Origin of the sequence: Herbinix hemicellulosilytica, assembly GCF_002904165.1 — a bacterium.
Classification (GTDB): Bacteria; Bacillota; Clostridia; order Lachnospirales; family Lachnospiraceae; genus Mobilitalea; species Mobilitalea hemicellulosilytica.
Window position 1 is genome coordinate 245348 of the sequence record NZ_CVTD020000008.1, and the last position, 16052, is coordinate 261399.

At 36.4% G+C, this 16052-nt stretch carries 14 protein-coding genes; 9 read left to right on the forward strand and 5 right to left on the reverse strand.

Going from position 1 to position 16052, the window contains the following annotated elements; translation table 11 throughout:
• The first annotated feature begins 131 nt into the window (after positions 1-131).
• Together metA and HHT355_RS02135 are read left to right on the forward strand one after the other, a co-directional pair.
• Positions 132-1040 (forward strand): homoserine O-acetyltransferase MetA, encoded by a 909-nt coding sequence (gene metA, locus HHT355_RS02130; protein WP_103201804.1) that lies wholly within the window; start codon positions 132-134, stop codon positions 1038-1040.
• A 92-nt stretch (positions 1041-1132) separates the two neighbouring features.
• Entirely contained in the window at positions 1133-2530 is a 1398-nt protein-coding gene (locus HHT355_RS02135) for a sensor domain-containing diguanylate cyclase (protein ID WP_158245863.1), read from the forward strand.
• Here HHT355_RS02135 and HHT355_RS02140 read toward each other — a convergent pair.
• On the reverse strand, positions 2523-4100 hold the full coding sequence (locus HHT355_RS02140) for a putative polysaccharide biosynthesis protein (RefSeq protein WP_103201806.1): 1578 nt from the start codon (positions 4098-4100) through the stop codon (positions 2523-2525). The two genes, HHT355_RS02135 and HHT355_RS02140, sit on opposite strands and share 8 nt — an antisense overlap.
• A 323-nt stretch (positions 4101-4423) precedes the next feature.
• Here HHT355_RS02140 and HHT355_RS02145 point away from each other — a divergent pair, with 323 nt between their 5' ends.
• From HHT355_RS02145 to mnmA, 4 genes are all read left to right on the forward strand, one after another.
• Complete coding sequence (locus HHT355_RS02145) at positions 4424-4894, forward strand: RrF2 family transcriptional regulator (protein ID WP_103201807.1); 471 nt, start codon at positions 4424-4426, stop codon at positions 4892-4894.
• 69 nt (positions 4895-4963) lie between these two features.
• Positions 4964-6151: a cysteine desulfurase NifS gene (gene nifS, locus HHT355_RS02150; protein WP_103201808.1), complete on the forward strand. Its 1188-nt coding sequence runs from the start codon at positions 4964-4966 to the stop codon at positions 6149-6151.
• A gap of 203 nt (positions 6152-6354) precedes the next feature.
• Positions 6355-6798 (forward strand): Fe-S cluster assembly scaffold protein NifU, encoded by a 444-nt coding sequence (gene nifU / locus HHT355_RS02155; RefSeq protein ID WP_103201809.1) that lies wholly within the window; start codon positions 6355-6357, stop codon positions 6796-6798.
• A 24-nt stretch (positions 6799-6822) separates the two neighbouring features.
• Positions 6823-7971, forward strand: a complete 1149-nt coding sequence (mnmA, locus tag HHT355_RS02160; protein WP_103201810.1) for a tRNA 2-thiouridine(34) synthase MnmA — start codon at positions 6823-6825, stop codon at positions 7969-7971.
• Between the two features lie 297 nt (positions 7972-8268).
• Here the strand turns inward: mnmA and HHT355_RS02165 are convergent, their stop codons facing one another.
• Positions 8269-9084 carry a histidinol-phosphatase HisJ family protein gene (locus HHT355_RS02165; RefSeq protein ID WP_330403349.1) on the reverse strand — a complete coding sequence of 272 codons (816 nt, stop codon included), beginning with the start codon at positions 9082-9084 and terminating at the stop codon, positions 8269-8271.
• 35 nt (positions 9085-9119) lie between these two features.
• Positions 9120-10892, reverse strand: coding sequence for an Rqc2 family fibronectin-binding protein (locus HHT355_RS02170; RefSeq protein ID WP_103201811.1), 1773 nt, complete (start codon positions 10890-10892; stop codon positions 9120-9122).
• 309 nt (positions 10893-11201) lie between these two features.
• Between HHT355_RS02170 and HHT355_RS02175 the strand changes: the two genes are divergently transcribed.
• Together HHT355_RS02175 and HHT355_RS02180 are read left to right on the forward strand one after the other, a co-directional pair.
• Complete coding sequence (locus tag HHT355_RS02175) at positions 11202-12269, forward strand: C40 family peptidase (RefSeq protein ID WP_103201812.1); 1068 nt, start codon at positions 11202-11204, stop codon at positions 12267-12269.
• 87 nt (positions 12270-12356) lie between these two features.
• A complete protein-coding gene (locus HHT355_RS02180) occupies positions 12357-12551 on the forward strand; it encodes a PspC domain-containing protein (RefSeq protein WP_103201813.1) in 195 nt (64 codons plus the stop codon).
• Between the two features lie 90 nt (positions 12552-12641).
• Here the strand turns inward: HHT355_RS02180 and HHT355_RS02185 are convergent, their stop codons facing one another.
• Together HHT355_RS02185 and HHT355_RS02190 are read right to left on the reverse strand one after the other, a co-directional pair.
• Positions 12642-12998: a response regulator gene (locus tag HHT355_RS02185; protein ID WP_103201814.1), complete on the reverse strand. Its 357-nt coding sequence runs from the start codon at positions 12996-12998 to the stop codon at positions 12642-12644.
• Positions 12999-13011: 13 nt separating this feature from the next.
• Positions 13012-13914, reverse strand: coding sequence for a chemotaxis protein CheX (locus HHT355_RS02190; RefSeq protein WP_103201815.1), 903 nt, complete (start codon positions 13912-13914; stop codon positions 13012-13014).
• Between the two features lie 314 nt (positions 13915-14228).
• Here HHT355_RS02190 and argS point away from each other — a divergent pair, with 314 nt between their 5' ends.
• A complete protein-coding gene (gene argS / locus HHT355_RS02195) occupies positions 14229-16001 on the forward strand; it encodes an arginine--tRNA ligase (protein ID WP_103201816.1) in 1773 nt (590 codons plus the stop codon).
• The last annotated feature ends 51 nt before the right edge of the window (positions 16002-16052 follow it).

A 16052-nucleotide genomic window follows, 5' to 3' on the forward strand; every position in this document is an offset into this window, starting at 1 on the left:
AAGAATATTCAGAAAATATTTATATTTTGATAAAAAAAGAAAAACATGAATCCTAAACTGTTGATTTATTCTAATAATCATGTTATTATTTGTTTTGTTATTTTAAATTTGTATAAAGTTGGTGATTAATCATGCCTATCAAAGTACAAAGCGATTTACCCGCAAAAAGGATTTTAGAAGAAGAAAATATATTTATTATGGACGAATACAGGGCATTGCATCAGGATATTCGTCCGCTTCAGATTGCTATATTGAATTTAATGCCTAACAAACAGGAAACAGAAGTTCAGTTGCTGCGCAGTCTTTCCAATACACCTTTGCAAGTGGATATTACATTTCTGACAACGGGTACATACGTTGGTAAAAATACCCCCACCAGTCATCTGGATCAGTTTTATCTGACATATAAGGATGTATGTAATCGCAAATTTGACGGACTTATTATCACAGGAGCCCCTGTTGAGTTAATGGAATTTGAAGAAGTGACATATTGGGATGAACTGGTAGATATAATGGAATGGTCAAAAACAAATGTAACATCTACTTTTCATATTTGCTGGGGTGCGCAGGCAGGATTGTATCACCATTATGGCATTCAGAAAAGAAAGTTAGACAGGAAAATGTTTGGCATATTTAAACACCGGGTTTTAAAACGCAGGGAACCTTTGGTCCGGGGCTTTGACGATATTTTCTATGCACCACATTCCAGGCATACAACAGTTGATAAGGAAGATATTCTAAAATATGAAGATTTGGAGATATTGGCTGAATCGGAGGAGGCCGGAGTATTTATTGTAATGGCTCAGGACGGAAAGCAGATTTATGTTATGGGACATCCTGAATACGACAGGTTTTCTTTGGATAAAGAGTACAGAAGGGATATTGACAGGGGACTTGATATAGATTTGCCGGTCAATTATTATCCCGAAAATTGTCCGGATAATCGTCCTGATTTGGTTTGGAGAGCCCATTCCAATGCTTTGTATACAAATTGGTTAAACTATTATGTATATCAGGTTACTCCATACGAATTAAATTAAATATGCCGATGACAGAACATTATTTGCATAACAATTTGGGGGAAGTATAACTTGTAATTCAACACATTTTCAACTATGATGGGGGAAATATGATGGGATTATTTAAAATATTACAAAGCAATTTTAATTTATTCATGGTATCTGTAATTGCATCGGCGTGTTGTTGTACTCTACTTTATCTTATTTTTAAATATAGGTTTGAGAGAAAGATTGCAAAATCGGCAAATGAACTTAAGAATATAGCAAACAACATACGTGCCGGCCTGGTTCAATTTATTCCCGGTGATTCGTGTAATATTCAATACGCAAGCAAGGGATTTTATGAGCTTTTAGGTTATTCAAAGAAAGAGGACAAGATTGAAAATAATACCGGTCTTATAGATTTTGTTTATTCAAAAGACAGAGATGTCTTTGTAAATAAAATAAATAATAATGAAAGCTCCTCCATTAATTCGGAAGTGCGTTTAGTTAAGAAAGACGGGTTTGTAATTTACTGCCTTATGAACGGAAACTGCGGTGTTGCCAAAGACGGCAGACCGTCTATTTCGGCTGTTTTTGTTGATATAACCGAGCAGAAAAAAATGCAGGAAATGCTTAGAATGGACAGGGAACGCTACAGAATTGCTGCAGAACTTTCAAATGATATTCTATTTGAATATTTTATAGATACCGATATGATGGTTTATTCTGACAGGTACAAGTATTTATTCGGAAGGGACCCTGTAATTCATAATTTTGCTAAGGATTGTTTTAAACGCAATGATTATGTCCATCCCGATGATTTCGGATTATTTATAGATTTTTGTACGAAGCTGGCCAAAGGCCAAGAGTTTGTATCGGCAGAATTACGCATAAAGAGATATCATAACGATTATATATGGTGCCAGATAATGGGTAAAACCATTTATGATGAAGATAAAAAACCCAATATGGTTATAGGGAAGCTGGTTAATGTTGATTATCAAAAGCGGGAACTGGATGCATTGGAATATAAAGCTACCAGAGACCCTTTGACCGGAGTCTATAACAGGGAAATTACAATTAAGAAGATTGAAAAATATATTAAAGGCAATAAGAACGGCAGGCATGCCCTTTTATTCATAGACTTTGATGATTTTAAGAAAGTCAATGATACTTACGGACATTTATTAGGCGACAGGGTGCTTACATATGTTATAGGTAAAATTAAAAATGCATTTACAGAAGGCGAAATAATAGGCAGGATAGGTGGAGATGAATTCGTAATATTTATTGGCTATGTAGAAAGCGACGATGAGATTGTCCGTAAGGTTAATACTATAATCAACGTTCTTAATACAACCTATACTGACGATGAATTTACCATTAGTATATCAGGAAGTATAGGTATTGCAATGTATCCCGATGACGGACTTCATTATGAACAACTTATACAGAGTGCCGATAAAGCATTGTATTATGTAAAAAACAAAGGAAAGAACAGTTATATGTTCCATAAAGCGATTACCTGAAATCTGTTTTAGAAATTGTTCTTGTTATAACGAATAATATGGTACAGATGACGCAGAACATCAGGCAGAAAGAAAGCAGGAATACTGTCTGATGGATCTGCGTTATTTTATAAAAATATTCATAAATACTTTTTATCAAAAATCCTGCCATAGCTACAATTATACCAGGTTTAAGCAAACTGTTTACCGCATCAAACTGCAGGCGGACATTACGGATTATAAAATAAGAATCCATAAAGGTTACTATCAGCTGGCCTAATAGCAAAGCAATCAGGTAGCCGTTGATACCTTGTTTTGGTACCAAAATTACGGTTAAAGCTATTTTTATTAAGGTTCCGGTTACGGAATTAATAAATGTAATATGGGCTTTGCCAAGACCGTTAATTATACTTCCCAGTGTGGTTGTAAGATAGATTAACGGGCAAAGCCAGGCTAGTGTAATCAGATATCTTCCGGATTCTTTGTTGTTAAATACGCTTAGTCCCAGGTTTTCACCGAAAATAAGGAAAACGCCGGTACTTAATATGCCGATGAGAAAACTGTATTTTATAGATACGGAAGATGTTTTACCGATAAGATATTCATTTTCCATAGCCTGTGCTTCGGATACCGTAGGAAGAAGAAGAACGGCAAGAGCATTAATCAAGGCAGTTGGAAACATTATAAAAGGCATTGACATTCCGGTCAAAGTACCATATGTACTTAAGGCCTGTTCGGTACTTAACCCGGATCTTCTTAACATAGCAGGTATAAGTACTGATTCTATGCTGTGAAGGATATTGATAAGCAGGCGGTTTGTCGATAAAGGGATGCTTAGTACCAGTAAATTTTTTAGTATTGTCTTACTCTTATCAGCCTTTGCATATCTGTCCGGCTCCGGATACAGCATTTTTTTCGGGGGTTTTGTAATAAATAACGAAACAAAATTATAAAGGCCCGAAATCATTTCTCCTATTACGAGACCCAAAACCGCCATTTCGCAAGTGACTTTTTGATTCTCATTTCCGATAGTATAAGCAGCAATATATACAACTATAACTCTGATTATTTGCTCAACCAGTTGTGTAGAAGCCGGAACTCCGGCTTTTTTTAAACCGTAATAATAACCGTTTATTGAAGAGGTTACAGCGCAAAACGGAAAAACAGCCGACAAAATTCTTAGGGATGATGCACTGCGCGGCTCCAGAAGGAAATGATAAGCAACTGCATCAGAAAATTTATATAAAAGAAGGGACAAAAAAGATGCAATCGATACGGAAAGCAGCATACCGATTTTTAATATTTTACTGATATTTTTATGGTTTCTTTTTCCCATTTCGGCCGCAACCAGTCTGGATATGGAGGTCTGAATGCCTGTAGCATATATGGTAAATGCAATTCCGTAAACGGGAAATACCAATTGATAAATGCCCAGCCATTCCGCACCCATTATTTTAGATAAAAATATTTTATAAAAAAATCCTATAACTCTGGTTATAAAGCCTGCCAGGGTAAGAATTAAAGTTCCCATCAGAATATTTCTTTTTCCGATTTTTTTGATACTGTTTATTGATATCCTATTTTTCGACATTAGGTACTCCTGTCAGTCAAGTTCTTTATAAATATATTTGAATGATTAACAACTTATGTATAAATAGAAGGAATCTTAGTAACATAAAATAACCTAATTTAAAAAAGGAATTTTTTGTGAAGTTTTCTTATTGACAAATTAATTATCAAGTGATATATTAAATCCGAGTATTTTAATAGGAATTAATTTAGTAGGAATTAAATATTATTTTTATGTGAATATATTTTATAAGAATATTTGCAGATTATTTAATCTGCCTATTATCATAGTTAAATGTAAGCGCAGTGACTGACTGCGGCACATGCTTAGCAGGAGGTTATATTATGAAATTAACTACCAGGGGAAGATACGGATTAAGGGCAGTACTTGACTTGGCTGTCAATACCGGCAATGAGGCAGTTTCACTTAGCGAAATTGCCGAAAGGCAGGGTATTTCCATGAACTATCTGGAGCAATTGATAGCAAAACTAAAAAAATCTGGTATTGTTCAGGGAATCCGTGGAGCACAGGGTGGTTATGTACTGGCAATGCCTCCGGAAGAAATATCGGTAGGAGATATATTGAGGGCTTTGGAAGGAGACTTAATTCCGGTGGATTGTTCCGAATTAAATAGTGGGGATACACCATGTATTAATTCGGATACCTGTGTAACAAAATATGTTTGGAAGCGTATAACTGATAGTATAAATGACGCTGTTGACGGTATTAAGCTCTCCGATTTGGTTGAAAAAAGTAAAGAAATTCAAAAAGAGGCTGGTATTGCTGAAGCAAATAAAACTAAACAGACATGCTGAATATTTCGATAAGCGGATTTAGATATATTCGTTTATCTTATAAAAATCTTATATTTAGGAGATGACCACATGGAAAAGAAGATATACCTTGATAATGCGGCTACTACAAGAACCAGACCTGAAGTTGTTGAAGCTATGCTACCTTATTTTAGTGAAATGTTTGGCAATCCTTCCAGTATTTATGAATTTGCCATGCAAAATAAAAAGGCAATAGATGATGCAAGGTCGATTATCGCAAAAGCTATCGGTGCCGAAACCAACGAGATATATTTCACCGGCAGCGGTACAGAAGCCGATAACTGGGCTCTTATAGCTACAGCAGAAGCTTTTGAAAATAAAGGAAAACATATTATAACTTCTAAAATTGAACATCATGCGGTATTGCATACCTGTGAGTATTTGCAGAAAAAAAGAGGTTTTGAGGTAACTTATATAGACGTTGATGAATTTGGATGCGTTAAATTGGATCAGTTGGAAAAAGCCATCAGGCCTGATACAATTTTAATTTCTATAATGTTTGCAAATAATGAGATAGGGACAATCCAGCCGATTAAAGAGATCGGCCAAATTGCCAAAAAACATAACATTATTTTCCATACGGATGCGGTACAGGCATTCTGTCAGGTTGATATAGACGTAAATGAACTGGGTGTAGACTTACTTAGTGCCAGTGCTCACAAAGTTAACGGTCCGAAAGGAATCGGATTTTTGTATATCAGAAAAGGGGTAAGAATCGGTTCCTTTATTCATGGAGGAGCTCAGGAACGCGGCAGAAGAGCAGGTACCGAAAATGTACCTTATATAGTCGGATTTGGCAAGGCTGTTGAAATTGCCATGGCCAATATGAAGGAAAGAACAAAAAAGGAAACGGAACTTAGAGATTATCTTATCAAACGGATTCTTGCCGAGGTTCCGTATACCAGGCTTAATGGGCACAGAACAAAGAGGTTACCCAATAATGCCAATTTCAGTTTTCAGTTTATTGAGGGTGAATCACTACTGATTATGCTGGATATGAACAATATCTGTGCTTCCAGCGGATCGGCATGCACATCCGGATCATTGGATCCTTCCCATGTCCTTTTGGCGATAGGGCTGCCTCATGAAATTGCCCACGGTTCACTTCGATTGACTTTAAATGATGAGATTACTTATGAAGATATCGACTATACGGTAGAAAAAATAAAAGAAATTGTCTATAAGCTGCGACAGATGTCTCCTCTTTATGAAGATTTTATCCGCAGCAGTGCAAGATAATATAATTAAAATATTTCTTAGGAAAAAATAAAATCCGGTGTGAAAAAATATAAACCGGAATTAATAAATTAAGATACAAATTTATTTCAGACAAAGAAATAATAGAAAGCATATTATATTGCATGATTTAACATTTATAAAATAAGCGTTGATAACTGGAGTAATTGTCATTGAATGCTTAATTAAATAACGGAGGAAAAGCTATGTATACGAAAAAAGTTATGGATCATTTTACAAATCCCAGAAATATGGGCGAAATAGAAAATCCCAGCGGTGTAGGAACCGTTGGAAACGCCAAGTGCGGTGATATAATGAGAATGTATCTTGATATAGATGATAACGGTGTTATCCGTGACGTTAAATTTAAAACTTTCGGCTGCGGGGCAGCTGTAGCCACCAGCAGTATGGCAACCGAACTGATAAAGGGAAAGACCATTGAAGAAGCCTTGAAGGTTACAAATAAGGCGGTTATGGAGGCACTGGATGGGCTGCCGCCGGTAAAAGTTCATTGCTCACTGCTGGCTGAGGAAGCAATTCATGCCGCTTTGTGGGATTATGCCGAGAAAAAAGGCATTAAGATTGAAGGTTTAAGAAAACCTAAAAGTGATATCCATGAAGATGAGGAAGAGGACAAGCAGGATTATTAAACATAAGTTAGATTGGAGTTACTAATGCAGAAAGTAGTTGTTGGGATGTCCGGAGGGGTAGATTCCTCCGTGGCAGCATACCTTTTAAAAAAACAGGGATATGATGTCATAGGTGTTACAATGCAGATATGGCAGGACGAAGATGTCTGCACCATATCTGAAAGCGGCGGCTGCTGTGGCTTAAGTGCGGTTGAAGATGCAAGAAGAGTGGCTTCGGTCCTTAATATTCCGCACTATGTAATGAATTTCAGAAAAGAATTTAAGGAAGCGGTAATAGATTATTTTGTGTCGGAATATGTTATGGCAAGGACACCTAACCCTTGTATCGCATGTAACAGATTTGTCAAATGGGAAGCACTGCTTACCCGATCTTTGTCAATCGGTGCGGATTATATTGCTACGGGTCATTATGCGACCATAGAAAAGCTTAAAAACGGCAGATTTGCCGTAAAGAAATCCGTGACCGCAGCCAAGGATCAAACTTATGCTTTATACAATCTGACTCAATTTCAGCTTGAACACACCCTTATGCCTGTCGGAGCGTATACCAAAGATGAAATACGGGCTATAGCCGCTGAATTAAATCTTCCCGTTGCAAATAAGCCGGACAGCCAGGAAATCTGTTTTGTTGCCAATAACGATTATGCCCAGTTTATAAAAGAGTATCTGGACGATGAAGAAAACAGAAAAATAATAGAGGAAAAAAGAAGACAATATTTAAGTGAAATGGATAAAGCCGGATATGGTTTTACGCCCGGTAACTTTGTAGATACCAAAGGAAATATACTGGGACAGCATAAAGGACTTGCCCATTATACGATCGGGCAAAGAAAAGGATTGAATCTAGCCTTGGGAAGGCCTGTATTTGTAATGGAACTAAGGCCAGAGACCAATGAGGTTGTTATTGGAGATGCCGGTGATGTATTTACCGATCGTTTTTATGTCAATAACCTCAACTTTATGGCCATAGAAGATTTGGAAGATGAGATGGTGGTAACGGCAAAAATCCGCTACAGCCATCAGGGAGCAAAATGTACCATAAAAAGAACAGGCAAAGATGAGGTGTTATGTATTTTTGAAGAACCTCAAAGGGCGGTAACCCCCGGCCAGGCAGCAGTCTTTTATGACGGAGATTATGTGGTTGGCGGAGGAACCATCCTGGGTAAAAGATAGGAATGAAAGTCAGAATTTGGTACAGAAATAGATAAAGGCTGTCGCAAACATTGTTTGCGGCAGCCTTATATAATTTGATATTATTTCATTAGCAGGCTAAATTTATATTTTTTGAAGTATATTACTCAAATTACAATTATGAAAACGAAGCAAATATTTATTACAGATAAAAGATGGCAAAGAATAATAAAACATATTAAATTTATTAAGAACAGGATTGTTTTAATTATAGTCGTATCGAATAAAAGGCGGCTTTTATGTTTAATGAGCAGATTATAAAGAAAATGGTTTTTACTTTTACAGTTTAACCATTACGGGCTTGCCTTCTTTAAATACGGTATAATATTTATATCCTAACTCTTTTAAAAGAGCTTCAGCCCTGTCAAAATCATAGCAAAGGTGTTCTGGCTTGTGGGCATCGGAACCAATGGTAATTATTTCACCGCCCAGCTCTTTATATCTTTTTAAGATCTCGGTTTTGGGGTGCGGATGTCCAAGACCGTATTTATATCCGGAAGTATTTAATTCTATTCCTTTTTGATGTTTTAAGAGTGTCTTTAATATCTCATCTATAATATCCGCATAATCGGAATAAGAATATTCCGTATAGTTTACTTTGCTGCTTGGGGCATAACGGATGATATAATCGATATGACCGCAGACATGAAAACCCTGATACATTTCGCAGCTTTCTTTAATAGCTTTAAAACATTTATATATACCTTCTTTTTCACTTATTTTTTCCCAGTAATGTGGATAAAAAGGGTCCATATGGTCCACCACGTGGATAGATCCGATTATGAAATCAAAGGGATAAGCGTTTATGAGCTTTGTCATCGAGTCGGTTACCTGGGGTTGCAATCCCAGTTCAACTCCGAATAGAATCTCTATTTGCGATTTATATTTTTCTTTTAAATATTCCAGTGTTTTAAAATAATCTTCAGGGTCAAATTCAAATTTAAAACCATACATTTCTGGATAATCATAATCCATATGGTCGGTAAAGCATATGGTTTTTAGGCCTGATTTTATTGCTTGCGTTATCATATCTTCCATCCGGGCTTTTCCGTCAGCGGAAAAATCGGAATGGACATGAAAATCGGCTGTTATCATATGGTTCTCCTTTCTTGGTGTGTCTGTTTTTCCGGCTATTCACCGATACTTTGTATTCCTGATATATCGGTATCCGCTATCATGGAGTAATTGGTATAATATATGACAAAACCGGGCTTTGAGCCTTTAGGTTTTTTTATATTTTTTACCTGAGTATAATCGACTTCCACTTTTTTGGCATCCTTTAAAGAACTGTAGTAGGCAGCTAGTTTTGCAGCTTCTTCAAAGGTCCTGTCCGGAAGTTCGTCCCCGCCGCTTTTAACAATCACATGGGAACCGGGCTGATTTTTGGCATGGAACCACCAATCGTTTTTGTCCGCCAATTTAAATGTCAGTTCCTCGTTTTGATAATTGTTCTTGCCTACATAAATATGATATCCGTCCGATGAGATATAATGAAATGGCTTACTTTTGCCGTTCTTTGAAGAACTCTTTGATGCCTGTTTCTTATCGGCGCTTTTCTTTTTAATATACCCGTATTCCATAAGCTCATGTTTAACATCGGCTAAATCATCTTCGCTTGTAGCAATTTCCAGGGCATTTTGAATTGATTTTAAGTGATCGATTTCATCTTTGGTTTCCTGTATAAGTTCGGACAGGGCTTCGTAAGTCCGCTTCATCTTATTGTATTTTTCAAAATAGCGTTTGGCATTATCCATAGGTGACATGGTGGGGTCCAAAGGAATACGAATTTCTTCATTATTATTATAATAATTTTGAGCAATCAGTTCTTTTGCGCCGGGTTCCAGATTATACCCGTAAGCTGTTATAAGTTCCCCGTATATTTTATATTTGTCCCTGTCTTCGGTATCTTTCAGTTGTTTTAGCTGTAAGTCATATTTTTTTATGCTTCTTTCTATTGCATTGGCGACTAATTTTCTTAATTCTGCGGATTTCTGTTTCATAACGGAAACCGCATTTTTTGAGGCATAATAAGCCTCCAGCATTTCGGAAACGGTTGTGAATTTTCGTATTTCATATTTCGGATCAGAATAAGTAGTTAGTGGAATGCTTGAAAATTCCACAGGACCGTCTTCACCGACAATTATATGAGGAAAGAATTCCTTATCCTTAACCAATTGAATGATTCTTTCAAAGTTTTTAAATAAATGCAAACCCATATCTTCATTGAGAGCAGAAGTTGAAGATCCGGAATCAAGGGAAGCCCGATGGCATATTTCATTGGCTATCAAAGGGCTAATACCTGTTATGCCGCTGTAGATGGCTTTTCCGATTGGTTGAGCTTTTGATAAAACATTTTCTCTAAAAGATGCAAAATCTATGTTAAACGGGTCTAATTTATCGGCGGTTTGAGGAATGAAATATTCCCTGCCCGGAAGAACTTCACGGATTGAACTCATAAACTGGTTAACTCTCTTGATACTGTCTATTATAACCATTTGGTCATCGCAAAGAATTATATTGCTGTGTTTGCCCATAAGCTCAATTATCAGATATTTAACCTTCAGATCTCCGAGTTCATCCAGGTGTTCCAGTTTTATCATTACAATCCGTTCCAAACCAGGCTGGACTATATCAAGTATTTTTCCGTTATTCAGATATTTGCGAAGAAGCATGCAAAAATTAGGTGCCGTTAAAGGATTTGGCTTGGTATTTTCGGTCAGGTATATTAACGGCATACCAGCAGCAGCCGAAAGAAAGAGCTTATACACATTTCTGTCCTGGCCTTTTATTGTAATGATAAGTTCATCTTTTTCGGGCTGGGAAATTTTGTTTATCCTTCCGCCAATAAGGGTATTTTGCAATTCATAGACTATATTTGCAATTACAATTCCGTCTAATGCCATAATAACCTCCGTTAATGTAAGGTAGTACGATGTTTATGCAGCCGACATTAAATCGTCCGTTTATCCCGGATATTATAGCATATACTAACGAAAAATTATATAGTTATCATGATAATTATATAAGACTTTATTATTTAAAAGGGATTGAAGCTCGCCTGAAGGGTTGATACCATTACCCCTTCTGCCACTTTATGGAAATGATGAAGAAATTTCCAGGTGTATTTAATGCGGGTTTATTGTATAATATTTTTGTAACAATTTTGTAATAATTTATACGTACTAAAAACTAATTCCCTATGGAGGTTTAATATGACCAGAAAAGTACATAAGATTGCTGCTTACTGTATGATAGGTTCATTGACATTTATGAGAGGAGTAAATACTGCATATGCATCAACAGAACCGGTTGCAGGTATAACGGTATTATTGGACGATATCAGTACAAACGCAAAAATACAGGATCAGGAAATAGGAGATATTCTTAATCCTATCATTAAATATAAAGATTTGGCAATAGCAAATGTAAGTAATTACGTAAATATCAGGAGCGAAGCAAGTACAGACAGTAAGATATTGGGGAAGCTTTATAATAACGGTACTGCTACAATTCTTGGCATTGAAGGAGAATGGCTTAAAATAAAATCGGGTGATGTAACCGGGTACATAAAATCAGAATATTTGATAACAGGTTTACAAGCATGTGAACTGGCTGATGAGGTTAAAACTAAACTGGCTACCGTAAAAGCAAGAACATTAAATGTCAGATCGAAGGCAGATATAAATTCTTCTGTGGTGACACAGGTTCCCCAGGGTGATAGGTTTGAAGTTTTAGCAGAGTATGAAGATTGGATAAAAATATCCTTAGGAGATAAGATAGGTTATGTGTCTTCCGATTATGTGGATATAAAGACGGATTTTAAAAAAGCTGTTTCTATCGAACAGGAGCAGGAAAGGCTTAAACTGGAAAAAGCACTGAAAGAAAAAAATAATTCCACAAGTTCCAATGCCACAAGTTCCTTAAGGCAAAGGATAGTTAATTTTGCTTTGAAATTTAAAGGGAATCCTTATGTTTGGGGAGGAACAAGCCTGACTAAAGGAGCGGATTGCTCAGGCTTTACCCAATCCGTATTTAAAAATTTCGGTATTTCAATTCCCAGGACTTCAAGAGCACAGGCAAACTCAGGCAAGAGAGTTTCAATGGATAAAATTCAACCGGGTGATTTAATTTTTTATACAAAGAACGGAAGGATCAATCATGTGGCGCTTTATATAGGTAACGGTAAAGTAATAGGTGCTGCCAGCAGAAAAGAAGGTATAACAATAAAGGCATATAATTATAGAACACCCTATAAGGCGGTAAGCTACATAAATAATTAGTTTACAGTTTGTTTACACTTTGTTAACAATTTGTTCATGGTGTCAGGCACCCTTAAAAGGTAACATAATACTGAAAGGAGGGTATTTATGGAACCTAAAAAATTATATCGTTCAGCCACTAATAAGATGATTTGCGGTGTTTGTCAGGGTATTGCGGAGTATATAAATTTGGATCCTACTATAGTCAGGTTACTGTGGGTACTATTTTCATTGGCCGGAGGTGCCGGCATCATTTTTTACATTGCCGCTGCAATAATTATGCCGGTTAAGCAGGAGTATTAAGATGTGAATAATGATTCATTTAAATGGGGTATACCGATAGGTTTTAAAGTTGTTACGGTATACCCTTATAATTTACCCAAGTGCACTTGATTAGTGTACCCGGTTTATTATCTCTATTATTTGTTCTGCTTCAAAAGGTTTGGTAAGAAATTCTGCGGCTCCGTATTTTAGTGCATCTACCATTTTGGATTTTTGGCCTGCTGCTGTTACCATTATTACTTTGGCATCCTTATCAATTTCTCTTATTTCTCTTAAGGCCTCCAATCCGTCCATAACGGGCATTGTAATATCCATTGTTGTAATGTCGGGTTGCAATTCTTTGAATTTGCTAACGGCATCTTTACCGTTTATGGCTTCACCAATAACTTCATGGCCGTTTTCTATAAGAATATTTTTCAGAATTTTTCTGGAAGTAATGGAATCATCAACGATAAGTATTTTTGCCATCTTTAATACCCTCCTAACATATTTCAACCTTTTTATCTACAACGACCAATAAGTCAGTTTGCTTTCCGTTAATTATTATAGGAATCACGTAAATATCACCGTCAGACTTTATGGTTTTGTTTTTATCGAACTGAGGAGGTGTCATATCAATATGTATGTCGTCTGTAATTATTTTGGAGGCGTATAATCCGTTGCTGACATTTAAGAATTCGCAAACCGAGTCGAAGGCTTCCTCATTCATAACCTTAAATTCTTCTTTAGCGAAAGGACTTGCAATATTAATCAGTGCTTCATCTTCACCTGCCAAACCGACAAATAAATCATGGCTTCCTACAAGCTGTTGATAAGCTACGGATGGGAAGGTATATTTTTTTACCGTATAATATTTTTTCAACATGATATTATTATTTATAAAGCGGATAATATTACGAATCACCAAAGCTATGCAATCAGCGAAAGGAATATTACTATCTATAAACACAGGGATTATCTGGTCAATATCACCTGATTTTAAGGCATTAAGTTCCAAATCGGTTAGGCCGTAATCCTTTTTAAATTCCTCTATACATTCTTCAATTTCATTTAGATTCATTATATTCATGTCTATAAGAGACTGTATAAATTTCAAATAAGGGTTCCCTTGAAGCGTAAGCAAATAATTTACTTCTTCTGCCAGCAAATAACCTTTTTCAATAGCTATATCACCAAAACGGCTGTCTTTTTTCTTTTGAAGCTCATTGAGTTCTTCAGCTTGTTTGGGCGTCAACAGTTTTTCTGCTACAGCTATAACCCCAAGTTTAGCACGAGAAGTATGTTCTTTCATTATTGCTTCCAGTTGTGAATGAGAAATCTTATTTTTCTCCAACAGGTATTCCCCAAAGTAAAGCCCGAACATGATGTTTCTCCTTTCGTTCATTGATTGTTCTCAGATTTGGTATAATAGGTTATATATCAGAACTGGAGTATGATTACACCTATTACATTAAAAATCCATATATGTATAATATACAACAATTTTTATAAAAAAAATAGTCTTTATTTGAAAATATTCTTTTTTTAATTATAAAAATAAGACAAAATAATTAATTTGCTCAAAAAGCTTTGTTTAAGTATGCAAATATATACAATTTACCCTTGTAAAGTATAGCGGATTTTTATATAAAAAATAAGATGACAATTGGTATTTCCTATGTTAAAGTATTGTTTAAGCTAAAATAGTTGGAGGTTGCTATGAAGAAAATAGTCGACTTAATATCAGAAGACGTAAAGCAGGCGTTTGCTTCGAAAGGATATGAGGAGAAATATGGATTTGTTACTCTGTCAAACAGGCCTGATTTGTGCCAATTCCAGTGTAACGGGGCATTACAGGCAGCAAAGGCATACAAAAAAGCACCGATTATAATTGCTCAGGAAATTGCAGATATTCTTAAAGAAAATGCCCGTTATAAAGAAATAACTGCTATTGCACCTGGATTTATAAATATAACATTAAGCGATGAGTTTCTTGCCGGATATTTGAACGGGATGCGCAAAGAAAAGGATTTCGGATGCGAAAAAGAGCCCAATCCGATGAAAATTATTATTGATTACGGCGGCCCGAATATTGCAAAACCCCTTCATGTAGGGCATATGCGTTCTGCGGTAATCGGTGAAAGCTTAAAGCGCATTTTCAGGTTTATGGGAAATGAGGTTATCGGAGATGTTCACCTGGGAGACTGGGGAACCCAGATGGGACTGGTAATTGCAGAATTAAAAAGAAGGAAACCGGACTTGGTTTACTTTGACGATAACTATACCGGCGAATATCCTGATGAAGCTCCTTTTACCCTTTCGGAACTGGAGGAAATATATCCTGCGGCCAGCGCTTATTCCAAAGAAAATCCCGAGTTTCGCGAGGAAGCCAAGAAAATTACCTATCTTATGCAAAACGGACACAGAGGGTACATGGCTTTATGGAAGCATATGCAGGATGTATCCGTAACCGATTTAAAAAGGATATATGAAAGGCTTAATGTTTCCTTTGAACTTTGGAAAAAGGAAAGCGATGCCCAGCCTTATATTCCTGATATGGTTAAGTATTTAAAAGAAAACGGTTATGCAAGAATAAGCGACGGAGCTTTGGTTGTTGATGTAAAAGAAGAAACAGATACCAAAGAAATACCGCCTTGTATGATATTAAAATCCGACGGAGCCACCTTGTATAATACGACCGATTTGGCAACCATTGTAGAACGGATGGAGCTATTTAACCCCGATCAGATTATATATATTACAGATAAAAGGCAGGATTTATATTTTGAAACCATATTCCGCTGTGCAAGAAAGACCAAGCTGGTAAATGAGAATACAAAGCTTAAATTTATAGGCTTTGGAACTATGAACGGCAAAGACGGCAAACCATTCAAGACCAGGGACGGCGGGGTTCTTCGTCTTGAATATTTAATTGATATGGTTACCGATGAGGTATACCGCAAAATCATGGAAAACAGAACCATGGATGAAGAAGAAGCCAGAAAAGTTGCAGAAAAGGTAGGACTTGCAGCCCTTAAGTATGGGGATTTGTCCAACCAGATTTCCAAGGATTATATCTTTGATGTGGACAGGTTTACTTCTTTTGAAGGTAATACCGGCCCTTACATTTTATATACAATAGTAAGAATAAAATCCATACTTGAGAAATTTAAAGAAACAGGTAAAACGGTAAATCCCGGTCTTGAGATACTGGAAGCCCAGTCAGATACAGAAAGGGATCTGATGCTGCAAATTACGAAGTTTAGTGACACGATTCAGGGGGCATATGAAGAAATGGCACCCCACAGGATTTGTCAGTATATATATGAATTATCGGATAAATTCAGCAGTTTTTATCATGAAACCAAGATCATATCCGACGAATACGACGAGAAAAGACAGGCATCCTTAATACTTTTAATTACGCTTGTACAGGGAATATTACTGACATGTATTGATCTTCTGGGATTTACAGCACCTGACCGTATGTAAAAAAGAAAAAGCGAGGTATCCAAAATTCCCTATTAAGCGAAAGGGGAGAGG

Excerpts from the sequence above, each read along its gene's own strand:
- nifS (WP_103201808.1), top strand. The coding sequence starts at position 4,964 with ATGGAAAAGAAGATATACCTTGATAATGCGGCTACTACAAGAACCAGA.
- HHT355_RS02180 (WP_103201813.1), top strand. The coding sequence starts at position 12,357 with ATGGAACCTAAAAAATTATATCGTTCAGCCACTAATAAGATGATTTGC.
- HHT355_RS02145 (WP_103201807.1), top strand. The coding sequence starts at position 4,424 with ATGAAATTAACTACCAGGGGAAGATACGGATTAAGGGCAGTACTTGAC.
- argS (WP_103201816.1), top strand. The coding sequence starts at position 14,229 with ATGAAGAAAATAGTCGACTTAATATCAGAAGACGTAAAGCAGGCGTTT.
- mnmA (WP_103201810.1), top strand. The coding sequence starts at position 6,823 with ATGCAGAAAGTAGTTGTTGGGATGTCCGGAGGGGTAGATTCCTCCGTG.
- HHT355_RS02190 (WP_103201815.1), bottom strand. The coding sequence starts at position 13,914 with ATGAACGAAAGGAGAAACATCATGTTCGGGCTTTACTTTGGGGAATAC.
- HHT355_RS02140 (WP_103201806.1), bottom strand. The coding sequence starts at position 4,100 with ATGTCGAAAAATAGGATATCAATAAACAGTATCAAAAAAATCGGAAAA.
- HHT355_RS02135 (WP_158245863.1), top strand. The coding sequence starts at position 1,133 with ATGGGATTATTTAAAATATTACAAAGCAATTTTAATTTATTCATGGTA.
- HHT355_RS02185 (WP_103201814.1), bottom strand. The coding sequence starts at position 12,998 with ATGGCAAAAATACTTATCGTTGATGATTCCATTACTTCCAGAAAAATT.
- metA (WP_103201804.1), top strand. The coding sequence starts at position 132 with ATGCCTATCAAAGTACAAAGCGATTTACCCGCAAAAAGGATTTTAGAA.
- HHT355_RS02165 (WP_330403349.1), bottom strand. The coding sequence starts at position 9,084 with ATGATAACAGCCGATTTTCATGTCCATTCCGATTTTTCCGCTGACGGA.
- HHT355_RS02170 (WP_103201811.1), bottom strand. The coding sequence starts at position 10,892 with ATGGCATTAGACGGAATTGTAATTGCAAATATAGTCTATGAATTGCAA.
- nifU (WP_103201809.1), top strand. The coding sequence starts at position 6,355 with ATGTATACGAAAAAAGTTATGGATCATTTTACAAATCCCAGAAATATG.
- HHT355_RS02175 (WP_103201812.1), top strand. The coding sequence starts at position 11,202 with ATGACCAGAAAAGTACATAAGATTGCTGCTTACTGTATGATAGGTTCA.